This is a genomic window from Photobacterium sp. GB-72 (genome assembly GCF_003026095.1).
In the GTDB taxonomy this organism is placed as follows: domain Bacteria; phylum Pseudomonadota; class Gammaproteobacteria; order Enterobacterales; family Vibrionaceae; genus Photobacterium.
Map to the genome: position 1 here is coordinate 167,285 of NZ_PYNV01000001.1, position 20,067 is coordinate 187,351.

Annotated in this window: 17 protein-coding genes; 6 read left to right on the top strand and 11 right to left on the bottom strand. The window is 38.9% G+C overall.

Translation table 11 applies throughout. The features are described 5' to 3' along the window. Positions 1-175 precede the first annotated feature (175 nt). The 5 genes from queE to C9J40_RS00800 all read left to right on the top strand — a co-directional run bounded on the left by queE (position 176) and on the right by C9J40_RS00800 (position 6,966). On the top strand, positions 176-844 hold the full coding sequence (gene queE / locus C9J40_RS00780) for a 7-carboxy-7-deazaguanine synthase QueE (protein ID WP_107245403.1): 669 nt from the start codon (positions 176-178) through the stop codon (positions 842-844). Positions 845-1,118: 274 nt separating this feature from the next. Continuing rightward, positions 1,119-2,519: an asparagine--tRNA ligase gene (asnS, locus tag C9J40_RS00785; protein ID WP_107205796.1), complete on the top strand. Its 1,401-nt coding sequence runs from the start codon at positions 1,119-1,121 to the stop codon at positions 2,517-2,519. Positions 2,520-3,509: 990 nt separating this feature from the next. Next, positions 3,510-4,811 carry a GGDEF domain-containing protein gene (locus tag C9J40_RS00790; RefSeq protein WP_107205795.1) on the top strand — a complete coding sequence of 434 codons (1,302 nt, stop codon included), beginning with the start codon at positions 3,510-3,512 and terminating at the stop codon, positions 4,809-4,811. Positions 4,812-4,913: 102 nt separating this feature from the next. After that, complete coding sequence (locus C9J40_RS00795) at positions 4,914-5,669, top strand: enoyl-CoA hydratase-related protein (RefSeq protein ID WP_107205794.1); 756 nt, start codon at positions 4,914-4,916, stop codon at positions 5,667-5,669. A gap of 106 nt (positions 5,670-5,775) precedes the next feature. Then, positions 5,776-6,966, top strand: a complete 1,191-nt coding sequence (locus tag C9J40_RS00800; RefSeq protein ID WP_107205793.1) for an amino acid aminotransferase — start codon at positions 5,776-5,778, stop codon at positions 6,964-6,966. 108 nt (positions 6,967-7,074) lie between these two features. On the opposite strand, the gene C9J40_RS00805 is transcribed toward C9J40_RS00800, so the two are convergent. Both C9J40_RS00805 and C9J40_RS00810 read right to left on the bottom strand, forming a co-directional pair. Further along, positions 7,075-7,380, bottom strand: a complete 306-nt coding sequence (locus C9J40_RS00805; protein ID WP_107205792.1) for a hypothetical protein — start codon at positions 7,378-7,380, stop codon at positions 7,075-7,077. A gap of 275 nt (positions 7,381-7,655) precedes the next feature. Next, positions 7,656-8,066 carry a MarR family transcriptional regulator gene (locus tag C9J40_RS00810; protein ID WP_107205791.1) on the bottom strand — a complete coding sequence of 137 codons (411 nt, stop codon included), beginning with the start codon at positions 8,064-8,066 and terminating at the stop codon, positions 7,656-7,658. Positions 8,067-8,362: 296 nt separating this feature from the next. Here C9J40_RS00810 and C9J40_RS00815 point away from each other — a divergent pair, with 296 nt between their 5' ends. Further along, complete coding sequence (locus C9J40_RS00815) at positions 8,363-9,034, top strand: DUF2982 domain-containing protein (protein ID WP_107245405.1); 672 nt, start codon at positions 8,363-8,365, stop codon at positions 9,032-9,034. Here C9J40_RS00815 and C9J40_RS00820 read toward each other — a convergent pair. The 9 genes from C9J40_RS00820 to C9J40_RS00860 all read right to left on the bottom strand — a co-directional run bounded on the left by C9J40_RS00820 (position 9,021) and on the right by C9J40_RS00860 (position 20,051). Then, positions 9,021-10,313 (bottom strand): MFS transporter, encoded by a 1,293-nt coding sequence (locus C9J40_RS00820; protein WP_107245407.1) that lies wholly within the window; start codon positions 10,311-10,313, stop codon positions 9,021-9,023. The genes C9J40_RS00815 and C9J40_RS00820 overlap by 14 nt on opposite strands. Positions 10,314-10,342: 29 nt before the next feature. Then, positions 10,343-11,914, bottom strand: a complete 1,572-nt coding sequence (gene uhpB, locus C9J40_RS00825; protein ID WP_107245409.1) for a signal transduction histidine-protein kinase/phosphatase UhpB — start codon at positions 11,912-11,914, stop codon at positions 10,343-10,345. Beyond that, complete coding sequence (gene uhpA / locus C9J40_RS00830; RefSeq protein ID WP_107245411.1) at positions 11,914-12,522, bottom strand: transcriptional regulator UhpA; 609 nt, start codon at positions 12,520-12,522, stop codon at positions 11,914-11,916. Before uhpA ends, uhpB begins: the two co-directional genes overlap by 1 nt. Before the next feature lie 160 nt (positions 12,523-12,682). After that, positions 12,683-14,077: a hexose-6-phosphate:phosphate antiporter gene (uhpT, locus tag C9J40_RS00835; RefSeq protein ID WP_107205787.1), complete on the bottom strand. Its 1,395-nt coding sequence runs from the start codon at positions 14,075-14,077 to the stop codon at positions 12,683-12,685. A 349-nt stretch (positions 14,078-14,426) separates the two neighbouring features. Further along, positions 14,427-15,080, bottom strand: coding sequence for an MBL fold metallo-hydrolase (locus C9J40_RS00840; RefSeq protein WP_107245413.1), 654 nt, complete (start codon positions 15,078-15,080; stop codon positions 14,427-14,429). 86 nt (positions 15,081-15,166) lie between these two features. Continuing rightward, complete coding sequence (locus C9J40_RS00845; RefSeq protein ID WP_199188045.1) at positions 15,167-15,715, bottom strand: YcbK family protein; 549 nt, start codon at positions 15,713-15,715, stop codon at positions 15,167-15,169. Between the two features lie 173 nt (positions 15,716-15,888). Further along, positions 15,889-17,628, bottom strand: a complete 1,740-nt coding sequence (locus tag C9J40_RS00850; RefSeq protein ID WP_107245414.1) for a murein L,D-transpeptidase — start codon at positions 17,626-17,628, stop codon at positions 15,889-15,891. A 211-nt stretch (positions 17,629-17,839) separates the two neighbouring features. Then, positions 17,840-18,961 carry a DUF1513 domain-containing protein gene (locus tag C9J40_RS00855; RefSeq protein ID WP_199187000.1) on the bottom strand — a complete coding sequence of 374 codons (1,122 nt, stop codon included), beginning with the start codon at positions 18,959-18,961 and terminating at the stop codon, positions 17,840-17,842. Beyond that, entirely contained in the window at positions 18,942-20,051 is a 1,110-nt protein-coding gene (locus C9J40_RS00860) for an imelysin family protein (protein WP_107245416.1), read from the bottom strand. The genes C9J40_RS00855 and C9J40_RS00860 overlap by 20 nt, the downstream gene beginning before the upstream one ends. Between the last annotated feature and the right edge of the window lie 16 nt (positions 20,052-20,067).

The following is a 20,067-nucleotide window of genomic DNA, read 5'->3' on the forward strand; positions in this document are numbered from 1 at the left end:
TATCACTATCAACGACTAAAGACATTGAGTTTCGCTTCTGCGATAATGAAAAAAAGGCTTTTTTGCCTACTCTTTTTTTTAATTAGCGGATTTATTTCACGCAGTAACTTTTCTAATAATGATCATGTTTCATTGACACTAGAATGGTTATAGACGTGAAAATAAGAGGTTCAACGTGTACAAAATTAACGAAGTATTCGAAACAATTCAGGGTGAAGGTGTATTTACTGGCGTGCCTGCAATTTTTGTTCGATTACAAGTCTGCCCTGTTGGCTGCTCATGGTGTGACACCAAACAAACTTGGACAGCAGAGCCACAAGATTTAGTTAGCTTAGAGCAGATCATGGCTAAAACTGGGGACTCACCACTTTGGACTAATCTTGACGCTAATGGTGTAGTGCAATTATTACAAGATCAAAAATATACGGCTAAACATATTGTTATTACAGGCGGTGAACCTTGTATTTACGATCTTCGTCCTTTAACTCATGCACTAGAAAAAGCTGGCTTTAATTGTCAGATCGAAACCAGTGGCACATCTGAAATTCAAACCAGTGATAATACTTGGGTAACGGTATCGCCAAAAATTAACATGAAAGCAAAGTTGCCCGTTTTAGCTTCTTCCCTCGCGCGTGCTAACGAGATCAAGCACCCTGTCGGCACTAGCAAAGACATTGAACAACTTGATGCGCTCATTGATGGCGTGACGCTAAAACCTGATGTCACGATTGCGCTTCAACCTATTAGTCAAAAGCCACGTGCAACAGAACTATGTATTGAAACATGTATTCAACGTAACTGGCGTTTATCGATCCAAACACACAAATATCTAGCCATCGCTTAATCGCTCTGTACTTTGCTTGATTTATAAAACATTTATCAAAAAACCGCTTCGCTTTAATGTTTTACAACGCTAAAGCGAAGCGGTTTCTTGCAAATGACCGATAATTAACCAACTATCACCTCAAATTGCCTATTTCTTTCATCAATTTATCATTTGATTGATATCAATACTTGATGCTTGTCGTAAGAAAGGTAATATTGCTAATACATAAATATCTTTAAGCACGAGATACTTTAATTCCAAAGTCAGTGCCTAAACGGAGAATGATTTAAACATGACTTACGCGCCTGTAACAGACGTATTAAGCGGCAAACTAGCGGTAGACAGTGAAGTTACTGTTCGCGGTTGGGTTCGCTCACGTCGTGATTCCAAAGCTGGGATCTCTTTCCTTGCCATTTATGACGGCTCTTGTTTCGACCCGATTCAGGCCGTGGTCCCTAATGAGTTAAATAATTACCAGGATGAAGTACTTAAGCTTACAACTGGTTGCTCTGTTGAGGTTACCGGTACAATCGTAGCATCTCCTGCTAAAGGTCAAGATTTTGAACTAGCAGCAACCAACGTGAAAGTCGTTGGTTGGGTTGAAGATGCAGATTCTTACCCAATGGCTAAAACTCGTCACTCAATTGAGTACTTACGTGAAGTTGCACATCTTCGTCCACGTACTAACGTGATCGGCGCTGTTGCACGTGTTCGTAACTGTCTATCTCAAGCGATCCACCGTTTCTACCACGAGCAAGGCTTCTTCTGGATGTCTGCACCACTTATCACAGCATCTGACTGTGAAGGTGCCGGTGAAATGTTCCGTGTATCTACGCTAGACATGGCTAACATTCCAATGACTGATAAAGGCGAAGTAGACTTTGACAAAGATTTCTTTGGTAAAGAAACTTTCCTAACAGTCTCTGGTCAGCTAAATGCTGAAGCATATGCGTGTGCACTAAGCAAGGTTTACACTTTCGGCCCAACATTCCGTGCTGAAAACTCAAACACAAGCCGCCACCTAGCTGAGTTCTGGATGGTTGAGCCTGAAGTTGCATTCGCAGAACTTGACGATGTAGCTAAACTTGCTGAAGACATGCTGAAGTACGTATTCAAAGCGGTACTTGAAGAGCGTCGTGACGACCTTGAGTTCTTTGCTCAACGTATCGACAAAGACGCAATTTCTCGCCTAGAGAAGTTCGTAACATCTGACTTTGCACAAGTTGATTACACTGATGCAATTAAGATCCTTCAAGACTCTGGCCGTAAGTTCGAGTTCGATGTTGAGTGGGGCATTGATATGTCTTCTGAGCACGAGCGTTACCTTGCAGAAGAACACTTCCAAGCACCTGTAATTGTTAAGAACTACCCGAAAGACATCAAAGCATTCTACATGCGTTTGAATGACGACGGTAAGACAGTAGCAGCGATGGACGTATTGGCACCTGGCATTGGTGAAATCATCGGTGGTTCTCAACGTGAAGAGCGCCTAGACATTCTAGATGCACGTATGATTGAGATGGGTCTAGATCCTGAGCACATGGGTTGGTACCGCGACCTACGTCGTTACGGTAGTGTTCCACACGCTGGTTTCGGTCTAGGCTTTGAGCGTCTAGTCTCTTACGTAACTGGTATGGGTAACGTACGTGACGTGATCCCATTCCCACGTACTCCACGCTCTGCAAACTTCTAATCGTATTTAGTTTAGAATTGCAAAACGCAAAAAGGCTGCCCTATTGGCAGCCTTTCTTTTATCATCCATTTTGAAGAAATCTGATTAACAATGACATTAAACGACGTTAATCATTAAAGTCTAGGTTGTTAAACGGCACAGGTTTTGAGTAATAATACTCTTAAATCTTCTTATCAAGAGATATAATAGGTTGATAATATGAAATAAATTCATTATTTTTTCACCCTACTCCTAATAACTTTTTAATCCCAGCTGAGAATGAAATAGTCAATAATACCCGCTGCGATCAAGCACAATAATAAGAAATATATTAACCAGTAATAATAAATATTTCTCTGGTTTAATTTATCTTTTAAATAACGATTAACGACAACCAGTCCATTCAAATGACCTAAATCAGAACAGATTATGAACCAACTTGTGGGTGTAAAACTATCATCATATTCAGAATGAAAAGATAAACACTTATTACAAAAATGATTGGAAAGTCAATGAGTCCGTTCGAAGTGCTTAGTTTATCCGCTCCTATTTTTACACCAATATAGCGGATATCATGACTATCATATTCTAACACTCTTAATTGTATTTGAGCGGCTTTGCTACACGTCGATATTTTTCGATTTATTGTCTTTCTAACCAATAATCTGTATCTAATTTTTTGCCATAATCTTTTATATCAGAAACAATAGTCGAATAGGTAATAAGGTAAGATAACCAAGATGCAGTTATCTTTTCGAATCCATAACTCATGAAAATAAGAATAGCAGTCAGCTGTCTTGATATTTTTACAATAGGATTAAAAACACCGCTATGACCTTACTCAAAACCCATAAATGTGCTTTAATTGTATCTAATATGAATAAAAAAAATTCGATAGATTTTACTTCTTGATACAATAAAATATTCTCATTAAAGATATGGCAAATATGATTGAATTTATACCTTTAAGATATAAAATCCCATCCTTAATTTCTTGTATTGATATTGCAAATGTTTGGTAAGTTGACAAATAAAAACAAAAGTTTAATCAGTAGCCTTAAACTTTTCTCTCTTTTATTCATAGGAATATCAGGTGGATATTTCGCTTACAACGCCTATCATTTAGACGAATTTCATGAGCAATATTTTGAAAAAATTAATTCTATTTACTCTGTAAGTCGACGTTTTAGTTCATACTACAACAATACAAGCACCACCTTTATCCCAAAAGGGTTGCACGATTACAATGACGTTGACGTTTGGGTAAAAAAACCTTCAGATGTGAAATTATTATCAACAGGAATAAACCGTCTACGCTCTCAACTCGATGAGCTTACAGATAATAACATCTGGACGATTGCTGTTTTTGAAAATCCTGCTGACTATGTCCATTTTGATCCCGCTAGACCCCTTTATTTAGAACTTTATAAAAATAATCATGACAACGATATAATAAAGCGAATTATTAAACGAGAGGGTCTTGGTGAAACTTACCGCTATTTTTATGGCTGTAATTTAAAATTGACTGAAAGGTATGTAGAAGAAGGATCTAACCAAAATATCAGATCATTATATTACCCTATCTACAATAATCGTAAGTTAGATGCATTGCTGGCTATTGATATCAAAAGTAACTTACTTCATGAAGCACTTAAAAGTTACAATAACGAATTCAAAACGGTGCTTTATGAAAACCCAGCAAAGCATGGCTATAACATAAAAGAACTATTACCTTGTGCTAGCCAAGATCCCTTTTATGTAGGTGTAAACTTATTGGCTATTTTAAAAGTATCGCTTACGCCTGCATTATTTTTAACCTTCATGATTCAGCTATTACGTTCAAGATTGAAAAGAAGAAAATTTTCGTTACAACGCGATCTTATGACGCATTTCTATCGACGTGATTACTATGAGAAAAAGCTTCTTTCTCAAAAAAGCTTCTATTTGTTAATTATTGATATTGATAACTTTAAGTCTATAAATGATACCTATGGTCATGAAATGGGCGATGAAGTAATACGTACTGTCGCGGAAAGAGTTAATCAATGTATCCGCCAAAGTGATATCGCTATACGTTGGGGCGGGGAAGAATTTATTTTAAGCTTCCCGGTTATGACAAAAGAGCAATTAGAGCTGAAGGCAGAAGAAATACGACATATTATTCAGGTATACCCAATCCATGGGATTGATGTCACAATTTCAATTGGGGGTACGGTGTCGGACACATTATCATTTACTGAAGCATATAAAGTCAGTGATGATGCGTTATATCAGTCAAAACATAACGGCCGTAATCAATCAACGATTATTTAATGACGTTATTGCTGACGACTGCTTACTTTTGATACTAAATTAGCAAATAATGACTGTAATATGCCATCCTTGATAGATCACTCATTGTTCAAGGATGGCAACATGATCACTTCATCTTTATCAAATCATATTCTTACGCTCTCTATTGACCGCCCTTCCGCAAAAAATGCACTTAGCCTTGCTATGTATCAAGATCTTGCTCAACAGTTAGAACGAGCAAAAAATGATGATATATCCGTCGTTATTATTACAGGCAATGCTAATATTTTTTGCAGTGGTAATGATATTGAAGATTTTATTCAGTTAGCACAGGCAGATAGCACTCAAACACAAAAAAATAGAGCGATTATTGAACGCTTTATGTTCGCTATGATTGACTGTCCTGTGCCTATTATTGCTGCGGTTTCTGGTGCTGCTATTGGAATAGGTATGACACTGTTACAACACTGTGACTTTATTTTTGCCACTCCTAATACAATCTTCACTCTTCCCTTTGTAAAGCTCGGATTATGCCCTGAATTTGGTTCAAGCTTATTATTACCGCAATTACTCGGCGAACGAAAAGCCAAAGCAATGTTACTGCTTGGCGAGGAAATGACAGTAGAAGAAGCGCTATCTCTTGGTTTTATCAATCAAATAACCATTCAACCTGAACAACACGCTGTGCACTGTGCTAATGCACTTATCGCTTTACCTAAAGAAGCATTGCAGCACACTAAAAAACTCCTATCTGACCATTCACGCCAACAGCTAATTGATTGTATTGACAAAGAGAATGACCTTATTTTTAAGCTGATTAAACGCTCAGAAGCAACCAGTGCATTGTCTCGATTTAAGGAAAAAAAAAGTCAGACTTAATTCATGAATAAAAATTATGACTAATTTGTTGCATTTTCTTGTAAAGGTTCTATGACAAAGGGTATAAATAGACATTACCATTTATTAACGCCACGGATGACCAAATATGTTTGAGAAAATTACAGCAGCTCCTGCTGACCCAATTTTAGGTTTAACAGAAGAATTCAAAGCAGATACACGCGCAACAAAAATTAATCTAGGCGTTGGTATTTATAAAGATGAAACAGGTAATACGCCTGTCCTTGCCACAGTAAAAAAAGCAGAAGCTATTTTACTTGAAAAAGAAACAACAAAGTCATATTTAAGCATTCCTGGTACGCCTGAATACGGCCTAGCGGTTCAAGAGCTGCTTTTTGGTAACGATGCAACAATCATCACTGAAAAACGCGCACAAACCGCTCAAGCACCTGGTGGTACTGGTGCATTACGTGTTGCCGCTGAATTTATTAAGCGTCAATTGGGTGATGTAAAAGTATGGATCAGTAATCCTACTTGGGCTAACCACCATGGTGTCTTTGGCGCTGCTGGTCTTGAAACACAGCAATACTCTTACTATAACGCTGAAACAAGTGATATTGACTTTGACGCGGCTATTGCTGATTTAAGCCAGGCTAGCGAAGGCGATATTGTTCTTCTGCATGGTTGCTGTCATAACCCAACGGGTATTGATCCAACAACAGAACAATGGCAAGTGTTAGCAAAACTCTGCATTGAGAAAAAACTACTACCAATGTTTGATTTTGCTTATCAAGGCTTTGCACGCGGTGTAGAAGAAGATGCGCAAGGTTTACGCATCTTTGCAGATCAACTGCCAGAATTACTGGTAGCAAGTTCATTCTCTAAGAACTTTGGTTTATACAATGAACGTGTAGGTGCATTTACACTTGTAGGTAAAACTGCAGAGCAAGCAGCCACAGCATTTAGCCAAGTGAAATCTATCGCACGTGTTATTTATTCTAACCCACCAGCTCACGGTGCTGCGATTGTAACAACCATCCTAAACAACGCTGAGCTGCGTGCAGAATGGGAACAAGAAGTTGCTGATATGCGTGATCGTATCCAAGAAATGCGTACGCTATTTGTAGCAACATTAAAAGAGTTAGGTGTCACTAACGACTTTAGCTTCATTGAACGCCAAAACGGTATGTTCTCGTTCTCTGGTTTATCAAAAGACCAAGTTACACAACTTAAAAATGATTTTGCTATTTATATTGTTGGTTCAGGCCGTATTAGTGTTGCGGGTATGACAAAAGATAATATGATGCCTTTATGTAAAGGTATTGCTGCCGTCTTATAATATAAAAGATGAGCAATAAAAGAGGACATTATGTCCTCTTTTTTATTTCCTACCGTAACAGCTATATGCCTTTTTTATGCAAGTTTGACTAATTTAAACAACATAAAATTAGCCAGATTTATTTAATGGCAATACATTACAATATAAATCTCGCTCGTAATTTCTATTTAGTTGTTCCTTCCAAGGCCTTTTTGCAATAGGAACAAGATAGAACATTTCACGTGTAGTATCAGTTACAAAAGCCATATTATGGCGCATCACTTCATAGTGAATATCATGAACAAACCCTAACGAGAAACTTTGTCTACCCGTTAATATATTTATATCTTCCCGCGTTAAAGAAACGCCTTGATTATCTTCAGCAAAACGATCAATCAACCAATCTGAAAATTCTCTCGCACTTATCATTGTCATAGATCATTAACTCCAAATGCTTCGAGCTCCTTGAAATTAACATCCAAATAAACGCTATATAAAACGTAAGCTAATAAATATTAAACGTAATCTAATAAATTATGGATATTAATTCATTATTATATTTATAGCATTAAAATAATTATTATTATAAATAATCGGAACGATGCATAAATAATAAAGTAGAAGTTAATATTAGCAGAAGAAAATATTTTAGAAGGGATATAAATAAGAATAAAAACCCCCGCTTCTTAAAAAGAAGCGGGATTGGCTGATTAAAGTGCTTTGTATAAAACTTTGTTGCCAGCCAATTGGATGCGCTCAACTAACCCTTCTTCGGTCAATTTTTTTAACGCACCTGTAGCCCAAGAAGCCGCTTTCGCATCTTCCTGGCCAGCTTCTAAGCCAATGCCTTTAGGGTTTAAACCTTCAGCATTTTTCACAACAATATCTAACACTTGTTGCTGCTTAGGAGTTAATGATACTGCCGTTGTTGCTTTAGCAGGTGTCGGTTTAACTTCTTTTTTTGCTTCTACAGCTTTTGCCGCTGGTGCAGCTTTCACTGTTTCAACACTTGGTGCTTGTTTAGCTGCTTTTTTAGGCGCTGCTTTGGTCGCTAATTCAGCAAAAACAGGCGTCTGTTTTTGAAGTTTTAGCTGTACTTTACGTTTGTGAGAGATTCTCATTAAATTTCCTACTCCGTTGCACTACTTTCAGTCACCACTATGCCAGCGGGAAAAAGTAAGCGCGTTTTATATCAAGTATGTCAGAGAAATGCCAGCAAACGACGACATATCAACCGATAAATATGATTTTAAGCAAAAAATTCCTTCTATATTCTTCATATATACTTAATAAGTACAAAACATGTAGGCATCTATCATGAACATGCCGTTGATGTGCAATATTTTGAGTAATCAAAACGATCGCTACGCATTTCCATAACGTAAGATAAATTGATGATTTGATTTGGAGTAAAACAATGGAAACCTATCATGTAAAGTCAGCCCCTATTACCCCTAATGTAATGCTGTTTGTTTTTTGTTTTACAGCGTCGATTAGTGCTAGCTGCCTTACCTTTTTTATTCCTAATATGACACTGCAAACAACCATTTTTACCACTATTATTATTGGGGTTAGTGCCGTTATCGTTATTCGTTACATCTGTGACTCAAAATATCTGTTCACACTTACATTCATGCATTGCCAATATCATAGTCGTTACGGTGGTTGGTCAACCACTTGGAATAATATATCTCAATTAGGTAAAGCTGAAATAAACCACCAAGGCTGGCAACAGCCTGTTCCTTGGATCGGTATTAAACTCAACGATTATGATGATTTTATTAACAGCATCAGTCCTCGATTGGCCGCACGCATTATTATTGAGCAGCGTATTTTATTAGTTATGGCCATTAAAAATAGTGACGTTGCGAATAACACAATAGAAGATGTGTTATTTGATGATGAACCTTACCAAACGCCAAATGGTCATGTCTTTAAAGGCTTAAGAGCGATGCTAGCACACCGTATGAAATATAATCGTGAGTTCTTAGGCTTTGATTTCTTCATCTCTGAAGACGCATTAGATAGGCCAATTAATGATTTTATTGGCCTATTAAGGCGTTATAAAGCGGCCGCTATACGCCAATAGCGTCGCCATGTTGCGCTCTTAAAAATGGTAATAACAATAACCCTATCGCAGCAGCCGCTACAGAAATAACGACAAAGAATCCCATCCAATGGTAATGCTGCATAATTATCGCTAATGGGTAACCCGCAAGTGCTGCGCCCATATAGGCAAATAGCCCTACAAATCCGGTTGCAGCACCGACAGAGTCTTTATGTGAACACTCAGCCGCCGCCATCCCAATAAGCATTTGAGGGCCAAATACAAAAAAGCCAATCGTAAATAAACACACCGCCTGTAAAACAAAGCTCGAGATTGGAATTAACCACAGCGCGGCGACAGACAAAAAGATACCGATTGAAAACAATAAGATCATCGGCCCGCGATTGCCTGAGAATATTTTATCCGATCCCCACCCAGCCACCAGCGAGCCTAAAAAACCGCCAATTTCAAATAATGATAACGCGCTATTAGCCGTGATCAAGCTATAACCATATTGTTCGGTAAGGTATAAATTACCCCAGTCGTTAATCGCTGTCCGAACGATATAGACCAGAATATAGCTAAGGCTTAATAGCCAAATATATTTATTATTGAGTACATAACGAAACAGGATCTGCTTTTGTGATAACCCCTTGCCTGTATTTTCATGGGCAATTTCTAAGTGATCTTTGCGCCAGTGTCCAATACTGGGTAATCCCATTGACGTCGGTTTATCGCGTAAACGCCAACAAAGAAATAAACCGATAACCACAGCAATGATGCCAGGAATATAGAAACTGTAACGCCAGCCAAAATGGAGCACAGTGAAACCAACAATAATGGGGATCATTGCGCCCCCCATATTATGTGCAGTATTCCAGATAGACCACCACCTGCCACGCTCAGAGCGTGAATACCACGTTGTTAATAACTTGGAACAGGCAGGCCATCCCCAGCCCTGAAACCATGCATTTAATATCCATAATATGCTGAGCGCGACAATCGAACTAGATAAGCCAAATAGAATATTAATTACACCGGTCGCAATCAGCCCAATACCCATAAAGTAACGAGGATTAGAACGATCACTAACAATCCCAGAGATGAATTTCGAGCAGCCGTAAGTGATATAAAATAATGTGCCCATTAGGCCAATATCGGCTTTATCCCACCCCAAATCAGTAATAATTGCAGGCATGGCATAACTGAAGTTTTTACGGGTTAAATAAAAGGCAGCATAACCAATATACATACTCACCATAATGTGAATACGCCAATAACGATAACGTTGAGCCGTGTCTTGAGTCGCGTCTATATTCATAATTCTATTATCGTCTAAAGGTTCTAAACCTATGAGAGAGAGCTAAGTTGTGGCAGTACAACACGAATGTTAGTCCCAGCTAAAGGCGGATGGTCATAGTACATCTGTAATTCAGCTTTTGGCTGAGTATGACTGGTAATAACACACTGACCGCCTAATGCTTCAATACGCTCTTTCATCCCACGTAAACCAAAGCCTTTCAATGTATCACTGGTTTTAAAACCCACGCCGTTATCTTCTATTTCCATCGTGATATTGTCATCAACCGACAATGTGATCAGCACTTCCGTTGCCTTTGCATATTTTGCAATATTATTAAGTGCTTCTTGTGCGACACGAAACAGCGTGATTTGCAGCATATCTGACATCACATCATCAATACCTTTTGGATAAGACATTGCGACATCAATCTCTTGTGCTTCAAAGTGTAAATCTCTGATCACTTGTTCAATCGCTGCTTTTAAGCCTAAATCATCCAGTGTTTTTGGCCGTAATTGCGACAATAAGCCTTTTGTTGTGTCATAAATATTTAGCGATAATTGCTCTATCGAAGAGGCACAAGATTCACCAGCCTGTGATGTTTCGACACGTTTTAAAATACTGGCTTGAGTGCGTATTGCGGTAATATTTTGTCCAATTTCGTCATGTAATTCTCGCGCGATATTTTGTCTTACAGACTCTTCAGCCGTAACCAACTGACGTGATAAGGAAAAATTGCGTTTTAATTGTTTCGACAGTTTTTTATTTAAATCTCGCTGATGTTGGATCCCAATCCCCAGCAAGATCCCGGTGATACTTTGTGCTGATAACGACAACAACAAATCAACGGTTTCAATTGAACTCACTTCACTACGAACGGCAATTAAAGCAATACTATTAAGTAAGGTGCCCAGTAATGCCCCTTCCCAACCATAACGAAACGCTAATACTATAATCGGAATTGCCAAACAAAATGGCGCAAACAAACTCAATTGCTCAGGTAAATGCACCTGCAATAAGATGTTGGCAATGAATAATAGGCAGAAAAAGAACAGATGCTGGCTACGAAATTCAACCGGACGAGAAACCACATCGACTGTTAATGGTATCCACTCCTTTTGAAACAAATAATTCCAAATCAAATAACAGCTCGGTACCAACATTAAGCCGCTCGTCATACTAATAAGGAAAATAAAACCGAGTCGGCGAGTATTGAAAAGGTCAAACAAGTGCACCCCATTCAATACCAACATATTGATCAGTGCTAATGTTGTTATCGCTATAGCCATAACAGTAAGTAACCGCCACTGCACACCTTTATAGTGACGCCGAGCAAGTAAGGTAACAGGTATCGATAACATACTGGCAATAAATAAAGCCAGCCAACTATATTGCGGCAAAGATAATGCCAGTAATAGTAATCCGCTCCATTCTGCACTATAGATAGCAAGCCAATACTTTTTAGAGCTATGAAGAGTTAAACCAAGCCTAAGTGCAAAAGGAAAAAACACAGTTGCGAGAATAGGATCCATAATGAAGTAGTATGAAATACCCCATAAGCAGAACCAACTACAGCAAACAAATAACCAAACACAAAGTGATGTTAGGCTAAAGCTACGCACTAGATAACATCCCCGCTAAAGAACTTAGCAAGCTCAACATTATTTTTTACGCCCAATTTATCCATCGCATTCGCACGATGAACATGTACCGTTTTATGGCTTAAACCCAATTTTACCGCGACGGCTTTAACATCAAGCCCTGTTGCGAGTAATTCACTAATTTGATGCTCACGTTTCGTCAATGTTCCTAATGCTTGTTTATTACAATTAGGTGAGACTAAATTAATCGCGATATCAGGAGTTAAATAACAACCGCCTTGCGCTGCTGTTCTCACTGCTTGAACTAATTCATCAGGGCTACAACGTTTACTTAAAAAACCTTTAGCGCCGAAACTTAATGCTTTTTCTACTACCGTTGCAGAGTCATGAACACTCAGCATAATACTGGCAATACCTGATGGAAGATCTTCAAGTAACGTTAAACCACTTTCGTTAGGCATAGAAATATCTAAAATACATACCGTAGCATCTAAACCAGGTAAACCTAATCGCGCTTCTGCAGCAGAGCTGAACTGTCCAACAACCTCCATATCAGGCTCTAAGGCTAATAGCTGAGCAAAGCCAGAACGCACAATAACGTGGTCATCAACCAAAGCAATTTTGATCATTACCTGAATACCTATAGAGAAAAACGCCATAAACTACCCTTTCATATTACTGTGAGCAAGTGCTTTACTTGAGATTTATTCCCTATTGGCATTCATAAATACATGGATACAAAAAAGCGCTTTGGTGATCAAAGCGCTTTTCTAAAACATTAGCTGCTAATTAGTTAGTTGCTAATTGCTGGTTTTCTTTCTTTTCACGGTAAATCTTACGCTCTTCAAGGACAGCAACAATTGCCATGATCACACAACAAATGACTGCAGCCGTATCTAGCGCAACGAATGTACCCGCCCAACCTGTTTGACCGAAAATAGGCGTACCATCAGCGATCATACCTAAACCTAATTTCGCAAAGCTATCACCGATTAGGTAAGCAAACGTACCTTTAATACCATCGGCAACCGCGATACCTTGCTTAGGAACAAAGCCAACTGCCGCAACACCAATAAGAAGCTGTGGACCAAAGACTAAGAAACCAAGTGCAAATAATGATGCTCTGTAAGCAAAAATTGTATCCGCATGTTGGTAGAAACCTAATGTTGCAATCACGCCAATAAGCGCAATACACGCAACTAAGCCACGACGACCATTGATTAAGTCAGAGAAGAAACCCCATAAACATGTGCCGATCAATGCGCCCGTTTCAAACATGGTGAAACCAGAAATAGCCGTTTCTTTATCAAAACCAAGTATTTCGTAACCGTATACCGTTGACCACTGGTCGATACCAATACGTACCACGTAAAGAAATACATTAGCAAAACATAGTAGCCAAATAACCTTGTTGTACAACACATAGGTTTTGAAGATTTCCAGCTTGCTCATCTGGTTTTCGTTAACCGCTTTATCTTCTTCAGAAATTGGCTCTTCAAATAGCTCCTCAGCGGTACCTAAACCATAAGATTCAGGGCTATCGTTACCCATGCTAAAACCAATTAACGCAACAACAATTGCAATAATTGACGGCACGATAAACATACCCGCAACATTACCATTAAAGAAGTAGTTTGCACCAAATAGTGCAACACCTGCGGCACCCGCACCACCGATGTTGTGCGAAATATTCCACATACCAAGGAACGTACCGCGGTTCTTTTTACTGGTCCACTTTGAAATAGTGGAGTACGAGTTAGAGCCACCCACACTTTGGAATAAACCCGATAATGCATACAGGCCAATCATCATGTAAAACGAGCCCATTGATGGCCCCATGACTAAACCAAAGCCCAGCATACATAAACCAGACAACAATAAGCCCAATGGCAAAATATTTTTCGAGTTCTTACCATCACACCAGTAGTTTAATGCTGTTTTACCGATGCCATAAGTAATAGAGAAACCAAGACCAATGGTACCTAGTTGCGTCATACTCATACCGTAATCAGAGATCAGGTCGTTTTGCGCAATATTGAAATTCTTACGGATGAAATACATCACCATGTAGCTAACGAACACCACAAGGTATGAACGCAAGAATGGTGCAAGCCACATTTTCTTACGAACAGCTAAAGGTAAATCAAGCGTTGGTTTTCTTACCTGTGTAAGCAGTTTTAACATGTGAAATCCTCAGATAGTCACTGAAAAATCGATGCTATGGATGTTTTTATGATCAATACGCCCAATCGGAGTACTGTTATTACCATTAACATTCACAGTGCAGGGATCACCATCATTCAAAAACGTGTGATTAAATTGGGATATACCAATAAAAATGGATAGATGATCATTGCCGAGGATTTTATCGATGCCTAACCGTTGAGGCATGAGAAGGCGACCTAAAATAACTAGGAATAATTCCTAATTCAGGTGAAATTGACGTAAAAATGTGACGGAGCGCAAACTGAAGATATGTAGCAAATAGAAGAAAGTGAGGCTAGCGCCTCACTTTATAGAATAGAAAATCGCATTAATACAATGGCATTTCATCAGCAACAAATGGGTTTGTTGCTCGCTCATGACCAAATGTCGATAATGGACCATGACCCGGTACAAAAGTCACATCATCACCTAATGGCCACAGCTTAGTTTTAATCGCGTTGATCAATGTTGGATGATCACCACGAGGAAAATCAGTTCGACCAATTCCCCCTTTAAATAGCACATCGCCAACAAATGAAACATTAGCGTCATTGCTAAATAAAATCACATGTCCAGGTGTATGTCCTGGGGTATGGAGAACTTGCAAAGTTTGATTACCGACATGAATTTCATCACCATCGTTTAACCATTGCGTTGGCTCAAATGCTTCCGTCATCGGAAAGCCAAACATTTCACTTTGACGCGGTAGGCCTTGTAGCCAAAACTCATCATCTTTATGTGGGCCAATAACCGGCACATTTAAAGACTGAGATAAAGGCGCTGTACCTCCAACATGATCAAGGTGACCATGGGTTAAAATAAGTTGAGTAACCGTTAACCCTAGTTCGTCAACCACCTTGGTTAATTGTTCAATGTCACCACCAGGATCAACAATCGCCGCTTGGTTTGTTTCATCACACCAAATAATTGAGCAATTTTGCTGAAACGGTGTAACAGGAACAATTTGATACTTAAGACTCATACTCGCTTAACATCCTAGCCATAAACATAAGCCGAAAGAATGCCACGATTATTTATAAAAATATAGCGACGATTTATAGCATCTAATTAACCGCGCCAGTTACGTACCGGACCTGTGTCAATATGCACAAACTGGCTTCCAGGGTAATAACCCACACCACCAATTTTCAGATCCATTGCCGCTTGGCGAACTTTTGATAATGGAACACCTTCAAGATTAAAATCGATAGCTTGTGCCTTCATGTGATAACTCTTTTTCGCCACGCCACCGCTGCGTTTTGCCAACATTTTGTTGGTTTTTGGCGAACGATAGCCCGAAATAAGTTGAGCATAGCCTTCATGGCCTAAATATGTCTGAATTTGTGAGATTGCATCATATAAACGACGATCAATGCGAGCCACTTCATTTTGCCTAAAATCACGACACAGATGATCAATTTGTCTTACCGCAGAGCCGACATACGTTTTTCCATTAAAATACTTTGTTTCTAACTCTTCACCTGTATGAAGATTACGAATCAATAGATCACGAGGATCGGAAGCTTTAAATGGGCTGGCAATTGCTATATTAGGTAATAAACAAGAACCGACAACCGCTCCGCCGAGAGCAAGGAATTTACGGCGATTAATATTAATTTCTGACATACCAACTCATGATAAAAAAACGTGCTATTTATTGGAATAATGCAAGGCGTATACCACCCGCTTTTTCCAGCACGATATCCATCATTAATAAAGTAGTCAAAGAGCCATGTCACATATTTTTAATGGCGAAAGAACTACTATTTATTTTCATGGGGTTATCTAGTTCAGTAATTGTAAGCAGAAATTAACGAACTATTATTTCCTTGATCGCGGTCATACTGATATATGTCACTACGATAATTCACTAAGCCTAACTCATCGACCCACGCAGTCTGATAAATTAAATCTACAGGTACATTTTTACTATCACCTAACACTATCGTGCGCGTTTTTTTACTTTCAGATAAATGATTAAAACGTTCTTCACTACTTCCTGAATATTCTAATAGTATCTTTGCTAAATTTTTTGCCTGTTCAACTCGAATACAACCAGAACTTAATGCACGGTCATGCTTTTCAAATAAAAATCGCGAAGCGGTATCATGTAAATAAATAGCTTGGCTATTCGGGAAATTAAATTTAAATACTCCTAATGCGTTTTTCTTTCCTGGCTTTTGTCTTAAACGATAGGGAAAACGATTCGGTGATAACAAATAATATGGAATTGAATTAATAGCTATTTTTTGTGCATTCTCCCATCCTTTTAGCACTTCATAATTATTGCTAGACAAGTAATTTCGATTTATTCTCACCTTCGGCATAATATCTTTTTTCATAATAGAATGTGGGACATTCCAATAGGGATTAAAGACAACCGATTGAATATCAGAATCAATCATAGGCGTTTGTCTTGATGGGCGTCCAACAATGACTTTACTTCCCAGTACCCTTTCACCGCCAAGCCATAAGTCCATATGATAACTGGGAATATTCACCACAATGCCAGTGTCTGGCTTGACCGACCATAATCGCATACGTTGTGCATTTAGTGCCAATAGCCGAATACGCTCTTTGATATTTAATGCTAACCATTGCTGGGTGTGGGCGCCTATTACGCCATCACTCTTTAAACCGTGTCGCTGTTGAAAACGCTTTACTGCGAGCAAAACAGGGCCTGTTAAATATTTTCTTTTTTGAGTACGTACTTTCTTCGCTTCTAATGCCGTCATATCGCCTAATGTTTCCAGCACAGTGACAACACCCTCAATATTGTTAACATACTGTCCTGGGTGAATATTGCCTTTAAATAAAAAGACAGGCCATCGAGTATCTTTTATCTCGTTAAGTTTATTTAACGCAGTAACAAGCTCTGTATATTCATTATCGAATGGTTTTAACCTAGCAATAAAGTTACGTAAACGTTGTTGTTCATGGCTTGTTAATAATTTGTCTATAAACCCATCAGAAGGTAATGGCAGTATTGTGGGAGGTATATCACCAAATAACCATAAGTTTCCTTTTTTCTGTACCGCTTCAATAAAACCCATATATGCAAATAATGTATCAGTTGCCAGCACATCGTAATAGCGCCAATCATCACTCTTTCGATAACGTTTTAAATTATGATAACGACGGGTTAAATCAGGAGAAACTTTTGTTAATGACAATAAATAAAGTTGATCTTCAAATTCAGCCATAGCAATTTGATCTTGCCACACTTGACTATATCCAATCGTAAAATACAACTCAGCCAATTTATCAAGATACTGAATACCTTGTACATTATTAGCAATATCTGTTACCCAGCCTTTCGCTATTTGATATTGCTGACTAACGGTATGATTATTGCTAAATATTTCTTCACCTGATGAATGTATTAATTCAGACGTAATAATTTGCTTATCTTTTATTTCAAGCGTTTTATTTTCTGTTGTAGAGTGAGATGATAAATCAGATGAAGCTGCAAGATTAATAGAAAATAAGCATAATACAGAGGTGAAATACCAATACTTACAAATAGTCATAGAAGTCCCCAAGCACTACTTCGCTATTACTAATAATAGTATTTAGAGAATTAAATGTAGACGCAATTTAGTTAAAGTTAAATATATCTACAAGAATAGAAAGGAAACGGGGAATTAATAGCAATAATGTTTGCATATTGCAAAAAACAATGCTGTTTCTTAATAATAAGAAGAAACAGCATTTATAATTAAACCGTAGAAAATACCGTGATTAGACAGCAGACAGTGCCCAATGGTTATCCCACATAATCGCACTTTGTTTTGACGTCTTTTTAAAATGGGTATCAATACTGAGTATTTTCCCTGCGCCTGAGCCAACAACCCAATGGTTATCTAGCATTGCAACGCCAGAAGCATCAACCAAAGGCTTCACCTCAACTAACTCTCGCGTTGATTGATCCCAAATACCGTAACAATTCCCTCTTGGTGAGGTTGCTAATAAATAGCCATCAATCGAACCAATACTGGCAATGTAATGATTAAACCTCAACCATTGTTCATCTTCCGCCAATAAAGAATGCAATGCCTGACCCCGTTGATGGGTTGCCACCAGCGGTGCGGCCTGTTCAGGCTCACCACGATACTGTTGACCGCAAGCTATACCGCCATTATCCATTAAGCTAAGGTGGCGAATACTAAGACGCTTATCTGCAAGTTCAGCTTGATCAACAATCTCACCTCGGCGCTTATCTACATACACTAATGCAGGCTGCATTGAATCAAGGTTTAACGGTGTTCTTCCTTGGGTATGCACCCCTCCAACCCCCACCGCTAAGGTATTATTATCAGCCCAAATCACCTCATGAGGACCAATACCAAAATCGCTAAACTCAGCCACTTTAGGTAAACCTTGCCTAACCTCATAGACCCCAATAATACCGCGACTGGTTGCGGATTCTCCTTCCGTTGTATACAAATACTGACCATCATCAGAAAAAACACCGTGGCCGTAAAAGTAACGATTAGGATCTGCTGCTCGTAAGCCCCACTCTGTACCTGATTTATGATCAAACACTTGAACATATTGCCCAGGACGGCGAGAAAACACCGCGGTTAATGAGCCATTACGTTGCAACGCAATACCATGACCTCGTGCAGGTAGCATAATTTTCAGCAGTGGATTTCCTGATAAATCAGCCACAATAGCTGCAAATTTCCCTGCTGCGGTTCGACTACAACCAATCAGTTTGGGCTGACTGTGTGATTGTACTGAAACACCATGTCTCGCGCTGGCATCACAGCCTGTTAACGACATAAACGGTAAAGCACTCGCTGATGAAAGCGCATAACGTAATAATTTACGCCTCGATAAATTAGTCGCCATCGGTTGCATTAAACCCCATCACAATACCTAGCTCTGCCGCAACATCATCGTGTAACGCTAACTGAATATATTCCAGCCCATTAAACACATTAATTAATTCACGGTATCCAGCTTTTGTTTTGAGTAATGCTCCCATGCTCTTTTCTTGAGGCCAATCGGCTAACAACAGTTCAAAGCGCTGATTAATACGATTTGCGGTGATCTCATGTCCTTCATTAATCAATAAAGCATGTAGACCTTTACCATTGGCTAAATATAACTGGTGTAATGCTTCAACACTCGCTTTTAAACTCACCATTGATGTTTGTGAACGCCACGCTTCCGCTTGATAGGGTTTTGGCTTACCCGGTTTACCCATTGGACGCGTCAGTTTTTTAAGGGTGTAATCAAGCTGGTTATTGAGTGCGCCTAAATATTCACCCAAGGCTAATGGCGGTGGTAATGTTTGCCATGGGTTATGTTTCCACTCTGAGACTAAAGCTGAAGCGGTTTGTACCATATGCCCTGTTATTGCATCGGCTAACTGACAATAATTAGCCTGAGATAACTGCTTTTGCTCTTGAAATAAAAACCACTCAGCAGCACCTAAACCTTGCACAACCACACTTTGATCAGCAATGTCTTGGCTACTAAATGTTTTTTCTGACTGTAATAACTGTTTAAGCTTTCTACCTGTGGTGTTCTTTTTGTCAGGCCAAAATTGCACTTGCCAGCTTAACGCTAAAGCTTCTTCACTACCTTTTTCTCGGCCTTGTAATGCCATCCAGTTTTGCATGGTTGTTAACCATGCCTCTTGCGCCGCTTTTACAGATGCATCACTGTACTGAGTACAAATATGATTTACGCTATCATGCAGTAAACGGGTCGATTGCTGATACTTTGTTGCGGCATCCAATGACAGTTCATAAACAGGCGTAAGATTAAAACCTAACGTCTCCGTAGGTTTTACATTTTCAATCAGTGGCGTTGGTTTGGGCTCTGATTGTGAAACGTCAGTACTATCGTCGGTGCTATCTTCACTACAACCTGTGGTCATAATACTTAACGCCACTGTACAAACGGTAAGAATAATCTGAGATTGGCTTGCATACTTCTTCATTACAATACCGCTCCTT

What these genes read in the sequence shown, in the direction of transcription:
- C9J40_RS00850 (WP_107245414.1), bottom strand. Translation starts at nt 17,628, where the DNA reads ATGACTATTTGTAAGTATTGGTATTTCACCTCTGTATTATGCTTATTT.
- uhpA (WP_107245411.1), bottom strand. Translation starts at nt 12,522, where the DNA reads ATGATCAAAATTGCTTTGGTTGATGACCACGTTATTGTGCGTTCTGGC.
- C9J40_RS00820 (WP_107245407.1), bottom strand. Translation starts at nt 10,313, where the DNA reads ATGAATATAGACGCGACTCAAGACACGGCTCAACGTTATCGTTATTGG.
- C9J40_RS00800 (WP_107205793.1), top strand. Translation starts at nt 5,776, where the DNA reads ATGTTTGAGAAAATTACAGCAGCTCCTGCTGACCCAATTTTAGGTTTA.
- C9J40_RS00810 (WP_107205791.1), bottom strand. Translation starts at nt 8,066, where the DNA reads ATGAGAATCTCTCACAAACGTAAAGTACAGCTAAAACTTCAAAAACAG.
- C9J40_RS00790 (WP_107205795.1), top strand. Translation starts at nt 3,510, where the DNA reads ATGTTTGGTAAGTTGACAAATAAAAACAAAAGTTTAATCAGTAGCCTT.
- uhpT (WP_107205787.1), bottom strand. Translation starts at nt 14,077, where the DNA reads ATGTTAAAACTGCTTACACAGGTAAGAAAACCAACGCTTGATTTACCT.
- C9J40_RS00805 (WP_107205792.1), bottom strand. Translation starts at nt 7,380, where the DNA reads ATGACAATGATAAGTGCGAGAGAATTTTCAGATTGGTTGATTGATCGT.
- C9J40_RS00840 (WP_107245413.1), bottom strand. Translation starts at nt 15,080, where the DNA reads ATGAGTCTTAAGTATCAAATTGTTCCTGTTACACCGTTTCAGCAAAAT.
- C9J40_RS00795 (WP_107205794.1), top strand. Translation starts at nt 4,914, where the DNA reads ATGATCACTTCATCTTTATCAAATCATATTCTTACGCTCTCTATTGAC.
- asnS (WP_107205796.1), top strand. Translation starts at nt 1,119, where the DNA reads ATGACTTACGCGCCTGTAACAGACGTATTAAGCGGCAAACTAGCGGTA.
- C9J40_RS00815 (WP_107245405.1), top strand. Translation starts at nt 8,363, where the DNA reads ATGGAAACCTATCATGTAAAGTCAGCCCCTATTACCCCTAATGTAATG.
- C9J40_RS00855 (WP_199187000.1), bottom strand. Translation starts at nt 18,961, where the DNA reads ATGCAACCGATGGCGACTAATTTATCGAGGCGTAAATTATTACGTTAT.
- C9J40_RS00860 (WP_107245416.1), bottom strand. Translation starts at nt 20,051, where the DNA reads ATGAAGAAGTATGCAAGCCAATCTCAGATTATTCTTACCGTTTGTACA.